Genomic DNA, 17,302 nt, shown 5'->3' with positions numbered 1-17,302 from the left:
TCATTATCATCTGTGATTATACCACTGCAAGTGCCGGTTGACACGATATTTTTGCAAATGCATTTTCATTTTTGTTCAAAACACTCTATTAAATCAGCTGAAAAAAGTGATATACTGAAACAGCAATTGATAATCATTATCAGTAACAGAAAGGAAGTACGGCAGTTGAGTCAACATAAAAATATACGGACTGCATCAGAAAAAATCCAATGGACGTCAAGGACATATGGCGCGATTATCGTCCTTATTGCAGGTCTATGCCTGCTTTGCCTTGGCGCATTTTTATCCATATCCCTCGGTGCAGCGGATATTCATTTGCGCACTGTATGGGACGCCATTTTTCATTATCAGCCGACAAAGACATCTCACCAAATTATACATGATCTTCGACTGCCGAGAACGGCGGCTGCCGCGCTTGTAGGCGCATTGTTGGCAGTGTCGGGAGCAATCATGCAGGGGATGACGAGAAACCCTTTGGCAGAGCCTTCGATTATGGGTGTGACATCTGGCTCTGCGTTTGCAGTTTCGATTGCGTTTGCCTTTTTTCCCGGACTTTCTGCAATGGGGCTTGTGCTATGGTCCTTTGCGGGAGCGGGGCTGGGGGCATCGACGGTAATTGGCATAGGCATGTTTTCAAGGGGCGGACTTACGCCTGTAAAGCTTGCTCTGGCGGGTACGGCAGTTACTTATTTCTTTACCGGCATTTCAACTGCCATTGCAATTCGCTTTGATGTCGCTCAGGATATCAGCTTTTGGTACGCAGGCGGGGTAGCGGGTGTGAAATGGTCGGGGGTCCAGCTTTTGCTTATTGCAGGGGCTGTCGGTTTAACGCTCGCGTTTTTCATCGCCCGGTCTGTGACAGTGTTAAGTCTCGGTGACGATCTGGCGAAAGGGCTTGGACAATATACATCAGCGGTGAAACTGGTTGGCATGCTTATTGTAGTAATTCTGACCGGAGCTGCGGTTTCCATTGCCGGCACCATTGCATTTATCGGGCTGATCATTCCGCATATTACCCGTTTTTTGGTCGGTGTGGATTATCGGTGGATCATTCCTTGCTCGGCGGTGCTCGGTGCTGTTTTGCTTGTTTTTGCTGACATAGCGGCCAGACTCGTAAATGCGCCCTTTGAAACGCCTGTCGGCGCGCTGACTTCTCTGATCGGCGTTCCCTTTTTCTTTTATTTGGCACGTCGTGAAAGGAGAGGGCTGTAATGAAAACAAAAACAAACAAACCGCTTATTGTAATGGCTGTGACCTTTTTGCTTATCGTGGTGGTCTTTTTTATCAGTCTCAATTTGGGCGTTATCAAAATTGCACCGCTTAAAACGCTTCAGGTCTTTTTCGGCCAAGGAACGGCGCGTGATGAACTTGTCTTATTTGAGTTCAGGCTGCCTCGGATCATCCTTTCTTTGCTTGTTGGAGCAGGGATCTCCGTAGCTGGAGCCATTTTGCAAAGCGTGTCTCAAAATGAACTTGCCGAGCCTGGTATTCTCGGAATTAACGCCGGCGGTTCACTTGCTGTAGTGCTTTTTATATACTTTTTTCAAGGGTCAGCTTCAGATCTCAGCTTTTTCGGAACATTTATGCTGCCGTTCAGTGCTTTGGCAGGAGCAATCCTCGCTGCGTTTCTCATTTATATTCTGGCATGGAAAAAAGGCGTGACACCGATTCGGCTGATTTTAGTCGGCATAGGGGTGAATGCCGGATTCAATGCCCTGTTGCTGATTTTTCAGCTTAAGATGGACCCTCACGATTTTATGCAAGCCGCGGTTTGGATATCCGGCTCAATATGGGGGGCGAACTGGAATATGATCTGGGCGATTCTCCCTTGGATTGTGATCTTGCTTCTGTTTACTTTATATAAGGCACGCTATTTGAACATTATGCAGCTCGGAGACCAATTGGCGACTGGGCTGGGCACCGCTGTTGAAAGGGAAAGACGGATTCTTCTTCTGGCAGCGGTCACTCTTGCCGCTTCATGCGTGGCAGCTGCTGGGGGCATCGCGTTTCTCGGATTGATCGCGCCGCATGTGGCTAGAAGGCTGACCGGTCCACGTCACCAGACGCTGATACCGGTCTCCGCTTTCATCGGCTCATTCCTGTTTTTGCTTGCTGATACGCTGGCGAGAAATGTATTGGCACCATCAGAAATTCCGGTCGGACTTGTCATTTCCGTGCTAGGTGCGCCTTACTTTATTTATTTATTGATGAAAGCGAATTAGAGGAGGGGGCCGAATATGAATTCATTATCAACGGAACAGCTTGGAATCGGTTATGGCGACAGGGTGATTGTAGAGGATTTAAATATATCGATTCCTAAAGGGAAAATTACCACCTTAATTGGCCCGAACGGCTGCGGGAAATCAACGATTTTAAAAACAATGTCCAGAATTATGCGTTCACATGCAGGTGCCGTCTATTTAAACGGCAAAGCGATTCATAAAATGTCTACAAAGGACATTGCGAAAGATATGGCGATTCTTCCACAGACACCTGAAGCGCCGAGCGGCCTAACAGTGCACGAATTGGTGTCGTACGGCAGGTTTCCGCATCAATCAGGATTCGGCAGATTAAATGACGAAGACCGCCGGATTATCAAATGGGCGCTTGAAGAAACAGGCATGGCTGAATATGCTGAACGGCCGATTGAGGCATTGTCAGGCGGACAGCGTCAACGCGTGTGGATTGCCATGGCGCTTGCGCAAGGGACGGAACTTCTTCTGCTGGATGAACCTACAACGTATCTTGATCTTGCACATCAGCTTGAAATTCTGCAGCTGCTTGACAGACTCAACAAACAGCAAGGGCGGACGATTTTAATGGTCATTCATGATCTTAACCATGCAGCTCGTTTTTCTCATTATATGATCGCGCTCAAAAAAGGCACGGTCATCAAGGAAGGAACTGCTCTGGAGGTCATGACACCAGACATTTTGAAGCAGGTATTTCAGATTGATGCCGAAATCGTGACTGATCCCCGTACAAATAAACCTGTATGCTTGACATATGACTTGATTAAAAATGAAAAAGAGCTAGTTACTGTATGAAAAAATCCCGGTTTGAAGCCGGGATTTTTTTATTCGGCTTTGAAAATACAATTTTTCTATTTGATTCCGTCATTTCAATAAAAGGATTGCAAGTCTTTTTGAATTAATAGATAATATTGGTTAGAATGTTTCGAAAATATTACATAGTTTACAGAAAGAGGAGATCGTTGTGTCCAAGAAGAAAAAATGGCTTATTGGCGGTGCGATATGTGCCGGTGTGCTTGTATTGGCTGGGATCGGCACTGGCGGTTTTTACTTTTTTACCCAAATGAACCAAGTTGCTGTATCATCGGAGCCCTATGCTGAATCGGTCGCGGTATACATGGGAGGAGATTCAGAATCAGGCCAAACGTTTTCTGGAAAGGTTGAACCTGAGAAACAGCAGAAAGTATACATAGATTCAGAAAAAGGCAGCATTAAAAAAACATACGTCAAAGAAGGCGATCAGGTTAAAAAGGGCGATAAGCTTTTTGAGTATGAGGGCGAGGATCATTCTGATGAAGTGGAGCAAGCCAATTTGCAAATTGAAATGACAAATCTGCAAATCAACCGTTTGCAAAAATCAATAACGGAAACGGAAAAGAAGCTGAAAGTTGCAGGAAAAGAAGAGAAAACCCAGCTTCAAGATGAACTTGACCAAGCCAATTTCGATTTGAAAACAAGCCAGCTTGAACTGAAGCAGCATCAAAAAGAACTGGCTGGCCTGACGAAAAACAAAGGTTCCAATGTCATTACAAGCAAGCATGACGGAATCGTTCAAAGCGTCAATCAGGATATCGCTGACGGTGCAACAGGTGACCAGGCAACGGGCCCGTATATCCAGATTGTTTCGACGGGCAAATATCTGGTCAAAAGCCAAATCAATGAGCTGTTAATGGACACGATCAAAAAAGGCAGCAAAGTCAGGGTCACGCTGAAAACAGGCGGTGAGGGCGAGTGGAAAGGAAAGGTCACCTCGATCGGCAAGCTTCCAGCGGGAGCAGGCGAGGGTGAAGAATCAGAAAGCTTTGCTGATGAAGAAATGAACCCCCAGTCCTCTAACTATCCTTTCACCATTTTATTAGACAGCCATAAAGGTCTTGAAGTCGGCTATCATGTCAACATCGAAGTGATGAGTGATAATGCTGATGCGGATACGATCAAGCTGCCGTCCGACATGGTCATTCAGGATGACGGCGAACCGTATGTGTGGAAAGCTGATGAGAATCACAAAGCGGTTAAGCAGCCTGTTGAAATCGGAGAGACTGATGAAAATGACATGGTGGAAATTAAGAGCGGCCTGACGCCGGAAGATTATGTGATCTATCCTGATCCCGCGGTCAAGGAAGGAAAGCAGGTTACAGTCAATGCTGACACTGAATAATATTTCGAAGTCATACAAGCTGGGAAAAGAAGAAGTTCCAATCTTGAAACATATCAATCTGACTGTTCAGGCGGGGGAGTTTTTAGCTATTATGGGGCCTTCAGGTTCTGGAAAGTCAACGTTAATGAATATTATCGGCTGTTTGGACAGGCCAACCTCAGGAACCTATATGCTTGACCAGATCGATATATTGAAAGGGAAAGACGGGGCTTTAGCCGAAATTCGCAATGAATCAATCGGGTTTGTGTTTCAAACTTTTCATTTGCTGCCGCGTCTCACCGCGCTGCAAAATGTCGAGCTGCCGATGATCTACAATAAAGTGAAGAAAAAAGAGAGAAGACAACGGGCATATGAAGCGCTGGAAAAGGTCGGATTAAAAGACAGGGTCTCCTACAAACCGCCTAAGCTGTCCGGCGGCCAAAAGCAGCGGGTGGCGATAGCGAGGGCCCTTGTCAATCAGCCGAGGTTTATTTTAGCTGATGAACCGACCGGGGCGCTTGATACCAAATCAAGTGAACAAATTTTGTCACTGTTTTCCGAACTGCATCGGGAAGGCAAAACCATTATTATGATAACCCACGACCCGGACGTTGCCAAAAAAGCTGACAGAACCGTTTTTATCAGAGACGGAGAGCTGGTATTAGATGAGAGAGGGGAAATCAGCCATGCTTGAACATATTCGAATCTCCTTTCAATCCATTTTCTCTCATAAATTAAGATCGATTCTGACAATGCTCGGCGTGATTATCGGCATAGCGGCAATCATCGCGATTGTTTCAATGCTGAAGGGCCAAAGTGAGCAATTAAAGCAAAGTATGATCGGCATGGGAAACAACGCCATCAATGTTGTCTACCAGCCGTCTGGCGGAGAAGAGGAGAGCGGCGGCCCTCAGGTGTCGTATGCGTCCGCGCCGCCTGTAGCGGAAGAAACAGTAAAGGCGATCAAATCAGATCCGATGGTCAAAGGATTATCCTTATATTACTTATCAGAAGGCGCGAGCGTTTTTCATTTAACTAACGTTTCGTATCCCCAAGTGTATGGAGTGGACGATGATTACTTCGACATGTTTCCAATCCGAATAACCGAAGGGAGAAAGCTGACGGAAAACGATTTAAACAGCACACACCAAGTAGTGATGATCAATGAAGCTGTCAGAGATGAACTGTTTCCAGACGGAGAAGCTCTGCATAAAAACATTGAGATGAATGGTGTGCCGTTTAAGGTCGTCGGTGTTTTTAAAGAAAAAAATCAACAGGAAAGCATGTTTGAAGGCGACTATGCGAACCCGGTTTTGTACGTGCCAAAAAAAGTGTGGCCGCTTATTGAAGGGTTTGACGCGCCAACGCAGATTGCCGTGCAGGCTGATTCTTCTCAGCATATCCAAGAAGCGGGTGTAATGGCTGCAGATCTTTTAAATCAGGGACTGTCAGAAGCTGAGCTAGAAAAAGCAGAGTACAGTGTAATGGATCTTCAGGAGATCGCGCAGGAAGTGGAGTCCTTTAATCAGTCATTTGCATTGCTGCTTGGCGGAATCGCCAGTATTTCACTTTTGGTGGGCGGTATCGGCGTCATGAACATTATGCTCGTTTCCGTAACGGAGCGCACGAGGGAAATCGGAATTAAGAAAGCGCTCGGTGCTAAGCGGCGTGTGATTTTATTTCAATTTTTAACCGAGGCTGTCGTGCTGACAAGCATTGGCGGAATACTCGGTGTGCTGGCGGGCTTCGGCATCGCCAAGCTGCTGACGGTCATTTTTCCGATGCCTTTTATCGTCTCCATTCCAGCTGTTGTCGGAGCACTCATCTTTTCAATGGCAGTCGGCATTATCTTCGGCTTGCTTCCGTCTATCAAGGCTTCGAAGCTTCAGCCTGTAGACGCGCTTCGCTATGAATAAAAAGAACGCATCCAATTGGAATGCGTTCTTTTTTTAGCTGGGAAGAGCCGAGTTGCATTTGTCTAAAATCAAAAAAACGGCTGCGACAATCATTTCTTCTGTGGTGGACAGCCAGATGTCGCTGATCAATTGGTCTGTTGTATGAGCAGTCATCCACAAAAACAGCAGCTGTACGATGCCGGCAAGGAGAATGAATAGACGTTTTCCTGTCTTGAAAAATGTAAAGCTATGTATCATCAGCCTTTCAAATGGTTCAAAGCATAATCCGAGAACAAGAAATACCACGGCAAAAAGCAGGACATGAGCTGCTGAGCGGTAGCTCGTTCCCGCTAAAGAAAACAATATATAGATGACAGCAAAATAGGTCAACACCACTGCTGCTGCGGCCAGCAAGTACTTTATGGAGAGCCGCAATAAGCGTTTTGAAGGGTTTTGATGTTTCACTGGTTCAGCTCCTTATGAAGGCTTGCAGAGAACAAGTGCTCTCTGCAAGCCGCAAGTCTTTTATTTACTGCATTTCTTTTTCACTACTGGGTGCTTTTCTTTTGAAAGCACATCAGTAAAGTCTTTGCCCAAGTCAAGGTGCGCTTGAACAAATGTTTCAGGAAGCATGGCAAGCCATTGGTTTAAAGATACATCAGCATAATGGTCGTCTTTGAAGATTTCTAAAAAGACAAGCGGTTCATCCCCGATGTTTTCAACGTAATGACCCATTGCAAATGGTACATACCCGACATCACCAGCTTGGTAATTAAATGTTCTGGCATGGCCGTCAGATGCAAAAACGGTCATTCTAGCTTTACCGGAGATGTAGTATTGCCATTCGTGGGTATTCGGATGCCAGTGCAGTTCTCTCATGGCGCCGGGTTCTACTGTTACGAGCGCTGATGCGATGGTTTTAGACACTTTGAAGTTTGTCGAATCTGCAATGTATACTTTTCCTCCCTCAGATTCGATCGGCTCTTGTTCAAGAAGGCGGTAAGTAAATGGATAAGGCACTTCGCCATTTGGCCCTTCCACAATATCATCTTTTAAACTGCCAGGAAGTTGGTTTTCAAATATATATTTTTCTTTGCCAGGTAAATTGGCAATCTCTTCTTTTGTCACGCCGAAGTTCGCAGCAATGACTTCTTTTGGAGTGTGGGCAAGCCAATCTGTCAGCTGGAACGTGCTGTTTTCAGAGAATGATCCATCGTCAAACACGAGCAGGAACTCAGCTCCCTCATCCAGCGCTTGGATGGAGTGCGGCAGGCCTGACGGGAAGTACCAAAGGTCTCCTTCACCTACATCGTCAATAAAGCTGCGCCCTTTTTCATCTACAATTGTGACTCTTGCACTTCCGTAAATCATATAAGCCCATTCTGCTTCTTTATGCCAGTGAAGCTCGCGAATGGCGCCTGGCTTCAGCCGCATATTTACGGATGCAAGGTTTTCTGAAATCGGCAATTCACGTACTGTCACTTCACGGGCATATCCGCCTTTTTCTAATCGGTTATGTGTATCAGAGAACGAAAACTTCATATTGCTGACGGTGCCATGATCGGTTTCAGGCGGAACGAGCATATCAGGGTTTTGCCGGTCTCTTTCAATATTGCGCGGGATTTTTACCGTTGCTCCTTTGTCTCCTCTAATTGGCTGCGGAATGTCATTTTGTTTTTTCATGAAATGTTTCCTCCTTACATTTAAATGTGATAGCAGAAAGAGAAGGTGAAAGGCCTTTCGTTTCCCCTTCTGTTTTGTTAAGTGAAAAAAAACAGTGAAAAGTCAACTTCGATTGAAAAATTATTTTTTTGCATGATCTTTCAGTTCTGTCATTAGTTCTATTAGTTGATCAAACTTCTTTTCGAATCGGGTCAGCAGATACATTGCAATCAGCGCGGGAAACCCCAAATTGCCGATCTGTTTTACGACTTCCTCTATAAAAACCTGATCCATTGGAAAATACCTCCCTTCTTTTTCTGCAGTCATGTATGTAAGTGAAGGAAATCCGATAAAACGTAAACTGCTGCAAAGTATTTTGGAAGACACTAGTCGGAAAGTAGTAGTTTACTTTTTTTTGCTTTCCTTCATTTAATTTAGTAGGGAGGCGGTTTGATGGACTATCAAAGTCTTTTACGGTCAAAATGTAAGGAGATAATGAAGCATCCCATCGTGAAGCATTTTTTGAGCAATCCTCAGCATTACCGTTTGTTCAAAAACGTAATGGAAAGCCCTAACGAAAAAGATGCAAAATCATTGGACGAGCTATTTAAGCAGTTTTATAAAGAAATCCGCATCGTCAAGTATATGAATTCAATGATTCGCATCTTTTCTATTGATTTTGATAAGCGGGTTCGCAAAAATCAAAAACGGTATCCGCTGACGGTTGATCATCCGGAGGCAGGAGATCGGCTTCCTTCCGAAACAGGAAGCGATGCATTTGAAGAATTTTTAGACAGGCAGGATGATTTGAGCCAGCATGTCCAGGATTACCAGCTCTACCAAGCGATCCAGAAGCTGACTGACAAACAAAAAAGTGTGCTGACGAAAGTCTATCTTCACGGTGCCACGATGCAGGAGATTGCAGATTCATTAGGGGAGTCCCGACAAAACATCTCCAACATTCATAAAAAGGGGCTGGAGAATATCAGAAAGCAGCTAGCGGCGCAAAAAAAGGGGGAAAAGTAAGCTGTGGACGGCCAGTTTGAACAAAAAAAGAAACAAAAAGACGAGACTTATGACATTGAGCACCTGATTGCATGCTTTTCACCGATGATCAGAAAAAAACTCAGCAATACGTCCTATCAAGAAAGAGAAGATTTAGAGCAAGAGCTGAAGATCAAAATGTTTGAAAAGGCTGATATGCTTTTGTGTCAGGATGTACCGGGGTTTTGGGAGTTTATTTTGTACATGGTAGATGAGAACTCATAATATTTTCATATGAAAAAACATCAAAAGGGAGCGCTTGTTTGCTCCTTTTTTGCTGTTTTGATTTGCCAAGCTCCAATGTATTCAAAAATGTACCATAAATAAACGATATAATGATAAGATGAAAAAAACAGTGACAGAAAGGAACATAAAAGTGGAAAATGCGTCAATTTTAATCGTAGACGATGAGAAAGCGATTGTGGACATGATCAAACGCGTTCTCGAAAAAGAAGGTTATCGAAATATACTGGATGCGGCAAGCGCAGAAGAAGCGATTCCCGTTGTGAAGGCCAATAAGGTTGACTTGATTGTGCTGGATGTCATGATGGGCGGAATGTCCGGTTTTGAAGCCTGCACATTGATCAGAGAGTATTCAGACGCTCCGATTTTTTTCCTGACGGCAAGATCATCCGACGCGGACAAATTATCGGGCTTTGCGGTTGGAGCTGATGACTATATCACAAAACCATTTAATCCGCTGGAATTAGCGGCGCGGATCAGAGCGCATCTCAAGCGTACATATCAATCGAAAGAAACGAGTTCAAATCAAACCTACACATATGATTACTTTACTTTTTCTCCGCAAAATGCCGAGTTGATCGTAGGCGGGGAAGCCGTTGCCTGTTCAGCCCAGCTTCTGCAGCTTTTGCAGTATTTTTGTGAACACCCTAACGTGGTGCTTTCCAAAGATCAAATATATGAAAAAGTATGGGGCTATCCTTCCTACGGTGACAACAACACCGTCATGGTTCATATTCGCAAGCTTAGGGAGAAGATTGAGCGCGATCCGAGCAATCCGGAGTATATTGTAACCGTTCGAGGTCTCGGCTATCGTTTTATCCCAAATCCTGAAGGCAAGCGGTCATGAGGTTAAGATGGAAGTTTTTGTTTCACTTTTTCGGCCAGATGCTGATTGTGATCCTGCTGCTTACGGTTATGCTTGTTGCGTCGTTTTTCTATTTAGACGCTCGTTTTAGCGATGCGGAATCCAATTCAGGGCTGACGAAGGCAACGACCGACACACTTGAGGCATATCTCGATGTAAACGAAGACGGGACATGGGAAGTGGATAATTTCCTGAAGAAATCTGTTGATAAACAGCACGGCTGGATGCAAATCATTGATTCGGAAGGAAACACTGATTATTCCTACGGCGTGCCAAAAGACGTGCCGGGCACCTATACCAAGAAAGAGCTTTTGTCTATTTATAAAACCAAAAAGCTTCATAACTATAAACTGAATTATTGGGCCATCAATATTGAAGATAAGTCGTATCTTCTATTGTCCGGCTGGAAATCAAAAAGTGAACAGCTCCTGACTTCCGTTGAAAAGCGCGAACAAAAGATAGACTCACTAGCGCACTATAAGTCTAGTACCATCGACTATATTAAACGGAAAAAAGGCGCCATTTACCTGTTAGACAGCAATGGAAAGATTCTCGACAGCATCAACAGCACAAAAAGCGAAAGAAAAACGATGAACCAGCTGGAGCTGCTTAAATACAGCTCTAAGCCTTGGAACTATAAACGGGAAATTTCCGTTAAGATCCTCAATAAAGACAGATGGATGGTCGCTACGGTGCCGAACCCAGTCTATGTAACCGATCAGGAGTTTAACAAATCATTCCTGAAGGTTGTATTAAAAGCGATGTTTCTCGTGATGGCCGTTTTGTTCATGTATATCATTTGGATGACCGTTTGGTATATGTTCCGATTCGGGCTGCCGATTTTTCACACGATTAGATGGCTGGTCAATCTGTCAAAAGGGAAGCTTGAGGAACCCAGAAACCGGGACGGCCGTCCTGTCAGCAAAAATAAAAAGGGAAAAATCAAACAGCCGTACCGCTTCTTCGGTGAGATATTTGAATCAATGGATCAGCTGACTGAAACGCTGAGAAGGGATAAAAGAAACAGAGAAAAAATCCAGGCGACAAGGGAAGAATGGATTGCCGGTTTGTCACATGACTTAAAAACACCGCTCAGCAGCATTTACGGCTACAGCATGATGCTCGAGTCGAAGCAGTATGACTGGTCGCCGGAAGAAGTGAAAGAAATGGGGCAGGTTGTCAGAGAAAAATCTGAATACATGTCCAAGCTGATTGAAGACTTAAATTTAACGTATCGCCTGAAAAATGATGCTCTTCCTATTGAGAGAAATCTCACTAGCCTTATCCCGTTTTTTAAAAATGTCATTGAGGATTTTAAGAAAAATCCGTTTTCTGAAGGCTATGATATCTCGTTTGTATCCAAAGAAGAGCATATTGAATTTGCCCTTGATGAAGCGTGGTTCAGGCGCATATTAGAAAACCTCCTTGGGAATGCCGTGAAGCACAACGACAAAGGAACAGAGATTCAAGTCATTCTGGAGCAAACAAAAAATCATATATCTTTAAAGGTGAAGGACAATGGGAAAGGAATGGATGAAGAAACGATTACCCATTTGTTTAACCGTTACTACAGAGGGACGAACACAAAAGATTCAACTGCCGGAACGGGTCTCGGGCTCGCGATTGCCAAGGAGCTTGTCCATCTGCATAACGGAACGATCCATGTGAACAGCAGAATGAACATTGGAACGGTCATTACCATCCTTTTTAAAAAACATTAAACATCAAGTGGTTTGGACACCTCTTTGCCGGGAATAACAATATATAGACTGAAGCTAAAGAGGTGTAACACATGGATGCAGTATTGGAAGCAGACACTCGGGCAGTGATTGGTGAAGGCCCGTTATGGGATGAAGAGAACGGCCGCTTATATTGGGTTGATATCCTGGGGAGCGAGCTCCACATCTTTGACCCTGAAGAAAAAATCAACCGATCAATCAAATTCAAATCCTTTGTGACGGCGCTTGCGAAATATTCAAAGGATGAACTGATTATGACGATGAAGGACGGGTTTTACCTGTATCATCTTCGGGATGACAGCTTGGAAAAAATTAAACAGCCGAAGGACATGCATGAGAGCCTGAGATTTAATGATGCTAAATGTGACCCGTACGGAAGGCTTTGGGCGGGGACGACGAGCATGGAAGGCGAGCAAAAACAGGCGTCGCTGTACCGTTTGAATCTAGACGGCAGTCTTGTCAAAATCAAGGATCAAGTCTCCACCTCAAACGGTTTGGATTGGGACCGCGAGCGGAATTTGATGTATTACATCGACACGCCGACGCAGGAGATTGTGCGTTACAGCTATGATCCTCAAAGCGGAGATGTTTCGAATCCAGAACCTGTCTATCGTTTTGATCAGTCAGACGGATTGCCGGACGGCATGACAATTGACCAAAATGGCATGCTGTGGGTGGCGCTGTTTGGCGGCAGCCGCGTTGTTCACATTGACCCGTTTCAGAAAAAAGAAATCAATTCAATCAGCGTGCCGGCTAAATATGTCACGTGCTGCGCGTTCGGCGGCAGAGACTTAAAAACTCTTTACATTACAACGGCAACAGAACAAATGACAGAAAAAGAGAGATACGAGCAGCCTCACGCTGGAGGGTTGTTTTCAGCACAACTGGAAACAGGCGGATATCAGCCGGTACCATTTGCTGGAGACGTATAAAAAAAACGCATCCGAAACACGGATGCGTTTTTTTATACTACAGAGAACGGATAATGCCGCCTTCCACACGCTGTGCCGTGCCGTTAATGGCGGATGCGGCGTCAGACGCGAGGAATACGATTGTGTTAGCGACTTCTTCTGCTGTCGCGTATCGCTGAATAAGTGAGGTTGGCTCATTGACCTTGAAATAGTCTTTGATAAATGAATCTGTATCCTGGCCGGCTGCTTGTGCGGCACCTTCCATATAGGATGCCACGCCCTCTGTCCAAGTAGGTCCCGGGAGCACTGAGTTAACCGTCACATTTGTGCCTTTTGTCATTTCAGCCATTCCTCTTGAAAGGCTGATCAGCGCCGTTTTTGTCATTGAGTATGGAATCATCGTTGGCAGCGGTTTGACGCCTGCTTCACTTGCAATATTTAAAATGCGGCCGCTGTTTTTGGCAAGCATTTTTGGAAGGAAGTGACGGCTTGTCCGAACGGCGCTCATCACGTTCACTTCGAAATATTGATTCCACTCTTCATCTGTCACATCGGCAAAGTCTTTTACCTCGAAGAAACCAAGGTTGTTGACAAGGATATCGATATCACCGATTTCATTTACTTTTTCGATAAAAGCCGCTGCTTCATCTGTTTTTGACAAATCGGCAGCAGCACCGTGCACTGTTCCATAGCCAGAAAGCTCTTCAATCGTGCGATCGACAGTCTCCTGTTTGCGTCCGTTGACAATGACTGCCGCACCCTCTTGCAGAAAGCTTTTTGCGGCGGCTTTCCCGATGCCGGACGTCGAGCCGGTGATTAAGACGAGTTTGTCTTTTAGCTGTAAATCCATAAGAATCATTCCTTTTGATTGATGATGGTATTAAGTATACAAGATCAAATTTAGTGTTTACGAGGATTTTGCTCCCATACACAATACGGGGAAAAGTCATTCAGGACGCATATACAAGCCTGTCAGTCATATAGTATAATTACTCCGAAAAAAGGATACGAATGTCAAATAGGTGCCGGTCCGTGAACAACAGCCGGCTTAAAAGGGAAACCGGTAAAAGCCGGTGCGGTCCCGCCACTGTAATTGGCCAAGCGCCAAGAGCCAGGATACCTGCCTGTTTGATCAGCACGAATTCTGCGAGGACAGATGATGTGTAAACAATAGGCTTTTTTGTGTTGTTTACAGCATCTTTACCGTCGTAGAGATGCTTTTTTAGTTCGTTTAGGAGGAAAATATTATGAAAAAACGAGCCGGGATATGGACTGCGCTCCTGCTGGCTGCTGTTATGCTGGCAGGCTGCGGCAATCCTGCGGATCAGAAGGATTCAAAGACAAAACAAAAAACAGAAGCGTTTCCTGTCACCATTGATGATGCGTCAAACCAAGATGTAACCATCAAAAAAGAGCCAAAAAAGATTGTTTCATTAATGCCGAGCAACACAGAAATTACATACGCACTTGGCCTTGGTGACAAAGTGGTCGGTGTCACCACAAACGATACCTATCCAAAGGAAGTCAAAAAGGTTGAGAAAGTCGGAGATATGAATGTAAACGTTGAAAAAGTCATTTCTCTAAAACCAGATCTCGTTCTGGCCCATGAGTCTTCCATGTCAGCATCAGCGGATGCCATCAAACAGCTGAAGGACGCGGGCATTACAGTGCTGACTGTCAATGATGCACAATCATTCTCCGAGGTGTACAAATCAATCGAAATGATCGGAGAAGCTGGCGGGGCGGAGAAAAAAGCCGATCAGCTCGTGAAAAGCATGAAATCAGATCTAAAGGATATTCAAGAAAAAGCGAAAACCATTTCAAAAGACGAGGAGAAAAGCGTATTTATCGAGGTTTCTCCTGATCCTGACATTTATACAACCGGAAAAGATACGTTTATGAATGAAATGCTGAATGTCATCCATGCTAAAAACGCAGCTGCGGATCAGACAGGATGGGTGCAAATGACAGACGAGGCGATCGTAAAACTCAATCCTGATGCAATTGTTACAACGGACGGTGTGAAAGCGAAAGCTGTGGAAAAACGCGATGGCTGGAGCGAAATCAATGCTGTGAAACATCATCGTGTATATGATGTGGACCCTGATCTTGTGACACGTTCCGGTCCCCGTCTGATCGAAGGGGTCGAAGAACTTGCGGAAAGCATTTACCCGGATACGTTTAAGGAATAATCGTTATGCCGCATATATCATTGGTTTCTCATTTTTAGCCGTGAGCATCATCTTAGGAATTTCTTGCGGCAGCCTGCATATTCCTATTCCCGCTGTTTTTCGTGTCTTTTGGCATCAAGGTTTCGGCGGCTCTATCGGTTCTGATGATCCGATGTACACTAATATTATGATGAATATCAGACTGCCGAGAGTTGTGCTGGCCGCCCTTGTGGGGGCGGCTCTTTCTATTGCAGGGGCCGCTTTTCAAGGATTATTGAAAAATCCACTTGCTGATCCCTATACGCTAGGTGTGTCATCCGGTGCTTCAGTCGGAGCTGTTGTGACTCTGTTCTTAGGTCTGCACCTTCCTGTCATCGGAGAGTTTACACTCCCGGTTGTGAGTGTTGCCGCGGCACTTGCCACGATGGCGGCGGTCCTTTTCTTCAGCCGCCTCGTTCATGCTTCGATGTCTGTTTCCACCCTCATTTTGACCGGTGTAATCACTAACTCTTTTTTGGGCGCATTTATTTCTCTTATCATCGCCTTGACAGGAGACAACCTGCTTCCGATTGTGCATTGGCTGCTTGGCAGCGTCTCAATGAGGGGCTGGAGCTATGTTATTTTGTTTCTCCCGTTTTTTCTTTTGGGAACCATTTTATTGATTTTAAACGGTAGGGAATTGAACGTGATGACATATGGAGAAGATAAAGCAAAGCTTCTTGGAGTCAGCGTTCAGCAGAGGAAGATGATGATATTAATAGCAGGATCTCTTTTGACGGGAAGCGCTGTGGCAGTATCGGGTACGATTGGCTTTGTCGGCCTTGTGATTCCGCATATCACAAGGCTTTTGTGGGGAACGGACCATCGGCATTTACTGCCGCTGTCCGCCTTGCTCGGGGCAGGGTTTCTCGTTTTAGCCGATCTGCTTTCCAGAACCATCATTGAGCCGATTGAACTGCCGATCGGGATCATTACGTCCTTGGCGGGAGCGCCTGTGTTCGCTCTTATTTTAATTCGGCAGCACCGCGGGGGGAGAAGCTTATGATGAAGGCAGAAGGGCTGTCGGGAGGATACGGGGACCGCCGCCTAATCAACAATGTCAGCTTAACAGTGGAGAAGGGAGATTTTCTCGGAATTCTCGGCCCCAATGGAAGCGGAAAAACCACGCTTTTGCACTTGCTGACAGGCACGCTGCCGGCCAAGGAAGGCAGCGTTTATCTGGCCGGAAAACTGCTGGCGGACTATAAACCGAAGGAACTGGCGCAAATCATGGCCGTCCTGCCACAAAAAACGGAACAAGCCTTCACCTTTACCGTCGAAGAAACTGTAGCCTTTGGCAGATATCCATTCCAAACGGGGCTGTTCAGACAGCAGACTGAAAAGGATGAAGCCATTGTACAGGAAGCAATGGAGCAAACAGGAGTGGCCGCTTTTGCGCAAAAGCCGATTCGCGAACTAAGCGGAGGGGAACAGCAGCGGGTGTATTTGGCACAAGCTTTGGCGCAGCAGCCGCGTATTTTATTTTTGGACGAGCCGACTAGTTTTCTCGATCTGGCTTATCAAAAAGACCTGCTTGATCTGATCAAACGCCTGACGAGAGAAAGCGGATTGGCAGCTGTCAGTGTTTTTCATGATCTGAACACCGCAAGCCTGTACTGTGATGAGCTCATGTTTATGAAAAACGGTACCGCTGGGCCAAAGCAAAAACCGGAATATGCTGTTACAGAACAAAGCATAAAGGCGGTGTACGATACAGATGTCACCGCCTTGGTTCATCAAAGCTCACCTAAACCGATGATTGTGATTCAGCCTGAAAAAGATAGCGTGAAGCGGCAGTCTATCCCATTTGAAGCATTGCTCCAAGCGGGGCGTGATAACATTCTTCTGCAAACGGAAATCCCGCTTCGAACATTGTCCTCGACGCCTATCGGTGCAGGGTTTTCGTGGAGCAGGACGCTGATCCATAAACGGCTGCCAGATCAGCCAGATCCGATAGAAGGACTTACGGCCTGTCTTTCAGAAAGCGGTTTTCAACTGCAGGAGACGTGTGCGATGGCTTCTTCAGAAAGACTTGACCGTTTCGTGTATCGAACTTATGAAGACGGAGAGTTATCCGTTTTCATATGCGTTCAGACCGGCTTTTCGATTTGGATTTTGATTAACGGCTATGCGGCAGATCAATTCTTCATCAAAGCTCTTATGGCTGCCGAAGCAGAACGGACGAAAGTGCTGGGAGACGGAGGAGGCACAGGTGATATTCTCATCGCCGCGACTCAAACTCAGCAATCCGAAAACATAGAACAGCGGCTGAACCAATTGATAAAGAAAGGGACAGCTGAATGTGTAAAAGAGGCTGCTGAGTTGTTTGAATAAGTCTGTAAAG

At 45.4% G+C, this 17,302-nt stretch carries 18 protein-coding genes and 1 riboswitch; of the genes, 14 read left to right on the top strand and 4 right to left on the bottom strand.

Features of this window, described 5'->3' with window-relative positions; translation table 11 throughout:
• Positions 1–165 precede the first annotated feature (165 nt).
• From NSQ16_RS17350 to NSQ16_RS17325, 6 genes are all read left to right on the top strand, one after another.
• The gene (locus NSQ16_RS17350) at positions 166–1,212 is read left to right on the top strand and encodes an iron ABC transporter permease (protein WP_327836510.1); all 1,047 of its coding nucleotides are present in this window, start codon (positions 166–168) and stop codon (positions 1,210–1,212) included.
• Entirely contained in the window at positions 1,212–2,222 is a 1,011-nt protein-coding gene (locus tag NSQ16_RS17345; RefSeq protein WP_048655209.1) for an iron ABC transporter permease, read from the top strand. The genes NSQ16_RS17350 and NSQ16_RS17345 overlap by 1 nt, the downstream gene beginning before the upstream one ends.
• A gap of 15 nt (positions 2,223–2,237) precedes the next feature.
• Positions 2,238–3,047 carry an ABC transporter ATP-binding protein gene (locus tag NSQ16_RS17340; protein ID WP_339232351.1) on the top strand — a complete coding sequence of 270 codons (810 nt, stop codon included), beginning with the start codon at positions 2,238–2,240 and terminating at the stop codon, positions 3,045–3,047.
• A 169-nt stretch (positions 3,048–3,216) separates the two neighbouring features.
• A complete protein-coding gene (locus tag NSQ16_RS17335) occupies positions 3,217–4,410 on the top strand; it encodes an efflux RND transporter periplasmic adaptor subunit (RefSeq protein WP_339232348.1) in 1,194 nt (397 codons plus the stop codon).
• Positions 4,394–5,083, top strand: a complete 690-nt coding sequence (locus NSQ16_RS17330) for an ABC transporter ATP-binding protein (RefSeq protein WP_021480586.1) — start codon at positions 4,394–4,396, stop codon at positions 5,081–5,083. Before NSQ16_RS17335 ends, NSQ16_RS17330 begins: the two co-directional genes overlap by 17 nt.
• A complete protein-coding gene (locus NSQ16_RS17325; RefSeq protein ID WP_327836515.1) occupies positions 5,076–6,305 on the top strand; it encodes an ABC transporter permease in 1,230 nt (409 codons plus the stop codon). Before NSQ16_RS17330 ends, NSQ16_RS17325 begins: the two co-directional genes overlap by 8 nt.
• Before the next feature lie 33 nt (positions 6,306–6,338).
• On the opposite strand, the gene rsiO is transcribed toward NSQ16_RS17325, so the two are convergent.
• The 3 genes from rsiO to NSQ16_RS17310 all read right to left on the bottom strand — a co-directional run bounded on the left by rsiO (position 6,339) and on the right by NSQ16_RS17310 (position 8,240).
• Positions 6,339–6,749: an acid stress-sensitive anti sigma factor RsiO gene (rsiO, locus tag NSQ16_RS17320; RefSeq protein WP_003243579.1), complete on the bottom strand. Its 411-nt coding sequence runs from the start codon at positions 6,747–6,749 to the stop codon at positions 6,339–6,341.
• A gap of 60 nt (positions 6,750–6,809) precedes the next feature.
• Positions 6,810–7,967 (bottom strand): oxalate decarboxylase, encoded by a 1,158-nt coding sequence (gene oxdC, locus NSQ16_RS17315; RefSeq protein ID WP_014477958.1) that lies wholly within the window; start codon positions 7,965–7,967, stop codon positions 6,810–6,812.
• Between the two features lie 120 nt (positions 7,968–8,087).
• Positions 8,088–8,240 (bottom strand): YvrJ family protein, encoded by a 153-nt coding sequence (locus NSQ16_RS17310; protein ID WP_003244090.1) that lies wholly within the window; start codon positions 8,238–8,240, stop codon positions 8,088–8,090.
• Positions 8,241–8,441: 201 nt separating this feature from the next.
• On the opposite strand from NSQ16_RS17310, the gene sigO reads away from it, so the two are divergent.
• From sigO to NSQ16_RS17285, 5 genes are all read left to right on the top strand, one after another.
• Entirely contained in the window at positions 8,442–8,972 is a 531-nt protein-coding gene (gene sigO / locus NSQ16_RS17305) for an RNA polymerase sigma factor SigO (protein ID WP_014477957.1), read from the top strand.
• A gap of 3 nt (positions 8,973–8,975) precedes the next feature.
• Entirely contained in the window at positions 8,976–9,215 is a 240-nt protein-coding gene (gene rsoA / locus NSQ16_RS17300; RefSeq protein ID WP_003228484.1) for a sigma-O factor regulator RsoA, read from the top strand.
• A gap of 151 nt (positions 9,216–9,366) precedes the next feature.
• Complete coding sequence (yvrH, locus tag NSQ16_RS17295) at positions 9,367–10,080, top strand: two-component system response regulator YvrH (RefSeq protein ID WP_003243545.1); 714 nt, start codon at positions 9,367–9,369, stop codon at positions 10,078–10,080.
• The gene (yvrG, locus tag NSQ16_RS17290) at positions 10,077–11,819 is read left to right on the top strand and encodes a two-component system sensor histidine kinase YvrG (protein WP_131228089.1); all 1,743 of its coding nucleotides are present in this window, start codon (positions 10,077–10,079) and stop codon (positions 11,817–11,819) included. Before yvrH ends, yvrG begins: the two co-directional genes overlap by 4 nt.
• Before the next feature lie 71 nt (positions 11,820–11,890).
• On the top strand, positions 11,891–12,769 hold the full coding sequence (locus tag NSQ16_RS17285; RefSeq protein WP_003228493.1) for an SMP-30/gluconolactonase/LRE family protein: 879 nt from the start codon (positions 11,891–11,893) through the stop codon (positions 12,767–12,769).
• A 37-nt stretch (positions 12,770–12,806) separates the two neighbouring features.
• Here NSQ16_RS17285 and NSQ16_RS17280 read toward each other — a convergent pair whose 3' ends face one another.
• The gene (locus NSQ16_RS17280; protein WP_003228495.1) at positions 12,807–13,598 is read right to left on the bottom strand and encodes an SDR family oxidoreductase; all 792 of its coding nucleotides are present in this window, start codon (positions 13,596–13,598) and stop codon (positions 12,807–12,809) included.
• Positions 13,599–13,751: 153 nt separating this feature from the next.
• A riboswitch (cobalamin riboswitch) is annotated at positions 13,752–13,891 on the top strand.
• A gap of 104 nt (positions 13,892–13,995) precedes the next feature.
• Here NSQ16_RS17280 and NSQ16_RS17275 point away from each other — a divergent pair.
• The 3 genes from NSQ16_RS17275 to NSQ16_RS17265 are packed head-to-tail and all read left to right on the top strand — an operon-like array spanning position 13,996 to position 17,292.
• A complete protein-coding gene (locus NSQ16_RS17275) occupies positions 13,996–14,940 on the top strand; it encodes an ABC transporter substrate-binding protein (protein ID WP_046663939.1) in 945 nt (314 codons plus the stop codon).
• Positions 14,903–15,964: an iron ABC transporter permease gene (locus tag NSQ16_RS17270; protein WP_106073414.1), complete on the top strand. Its 1,062-nt coding sequence runs from the start codon at positions 14,903–14,905 to the stop codon at positions 15,962–15,964. The genes NSQ16_RS17275 and NSQ16_RS17270 overlap by 38 nt, the downstream gene beginning before the upstream one ends.
• On the top strand, positions 15,964–17,292 hold the full coding sequence (locus NSQ16_RS17265) for an ATP-binding cassette domain-containing protein (protein WP_106073456.1): 1,329 nt from the start codon (positions 15,964–15,966) through the stop codon (positions 17,290–17,292). The genes NSQ16_RS17270 and NSQ16_RS17265 overlap by 1 nt, the downstream gene beginning before the upstream one ends.
• Positions 17,293–17,302: the final 10 nt, after the last annotated feature.

Source organism: Bacillus sp. PS108 (assembly GCF_037963335.1).
GTDB lineage: Bacteria > Bacillota > Bacilli > Bacillales > Bacillaceae > Bacillus > Bacillus subtilis.
The sequence above is the reverse complement of the archived record's forward strand: the minus strand, read 5'-3'. Positions and strand labels throughout refer to the sequence as shown.

Bases quoted from the DNA above. Each gene is read 5' to 3' on its own strand.
- NSQ16_RS17265 (WP_106073456.1), top strand. From the start codon at position 15,964: ATGAAGGCAGAAGGGCTGTCGGGAGGATACGGGGACCGCCGCCTAATC.
- NSQ16_RS17275 (WP_046663939.1), top strand. From the start codon at position 13,996: ATGAAAAAACGAGCCGGGATATGGACTGCGCTCCTGCTGGCTGCTGTT.
- NSQ16_RS17325 (WP_327836515.1), top strand. From the start codon at position 5,076: ATGCTTGAACATATTCGAATCTCCTTTCAATCCATTTTCTCTCATAAA.
- oxdC (WP_014477958.1), bottom strand. From the start codon at position 7,967: ATGAAAAAACAAAATGACATTCCGCAGCCAATTAGAGGAGACAAAGGA.
- NSQ16_RS17345 (WP_048655209.1), top strand. From the start codon at position 1,212: ATGAAAACAAAAACAAACAAACCGCTTATTGTAATGGCTGTGACCTTT.
- NSQ16_RS17285 (WP_003228493.1), top strand. From the start codon at position 11,891: ATGGATGCAGTATTGGAAGCAGACACTCGGGCAGTGATTGGTGAAGGC.
- NSQ16_RS17330 (WP_021480586.1), top strand. From the start codon at position 4,394: ATGCTGACACTGAATAATATTTCGAAGTCATACAAGCTGGGAAAAGAA.
- yvrG (WP_131228089.1), top strand. From the start codon at position 10,077: ATGAGGTTAAGATGGAAGTTTTTGTTTCACTTTTTCGGCCAGATGCTG.
- NSQ16_RS17340 (WP_339232351.1), top strand. From the start codon at position 2,238: ATGAATTCATTATCAACGGAACAGCTTGGAATCGGTTATGGCGACAGG.
- sigO (WP_014477957.1), top strand. From the start codon at position 8,442: ATGAAGCATCCCATCGTGAAGCATTTTTTGAGCAATCCTCAGCATTAC.
- NSQ16_RS17280 (WP_003228495.1), bottom strand. From the start codon at position 13,598: ATGGATTTACAGCTAAAAGACAAACTCGTCTTAATCACCGGCTCGACG.
- NSQ16_RS17310 (WP_003244090.1), bottom strand. From the start codon at position 8,240: ATGGATCAGGTTTTTATAGAGGAAGTCGTAAAACAGATCGGCAATTTG.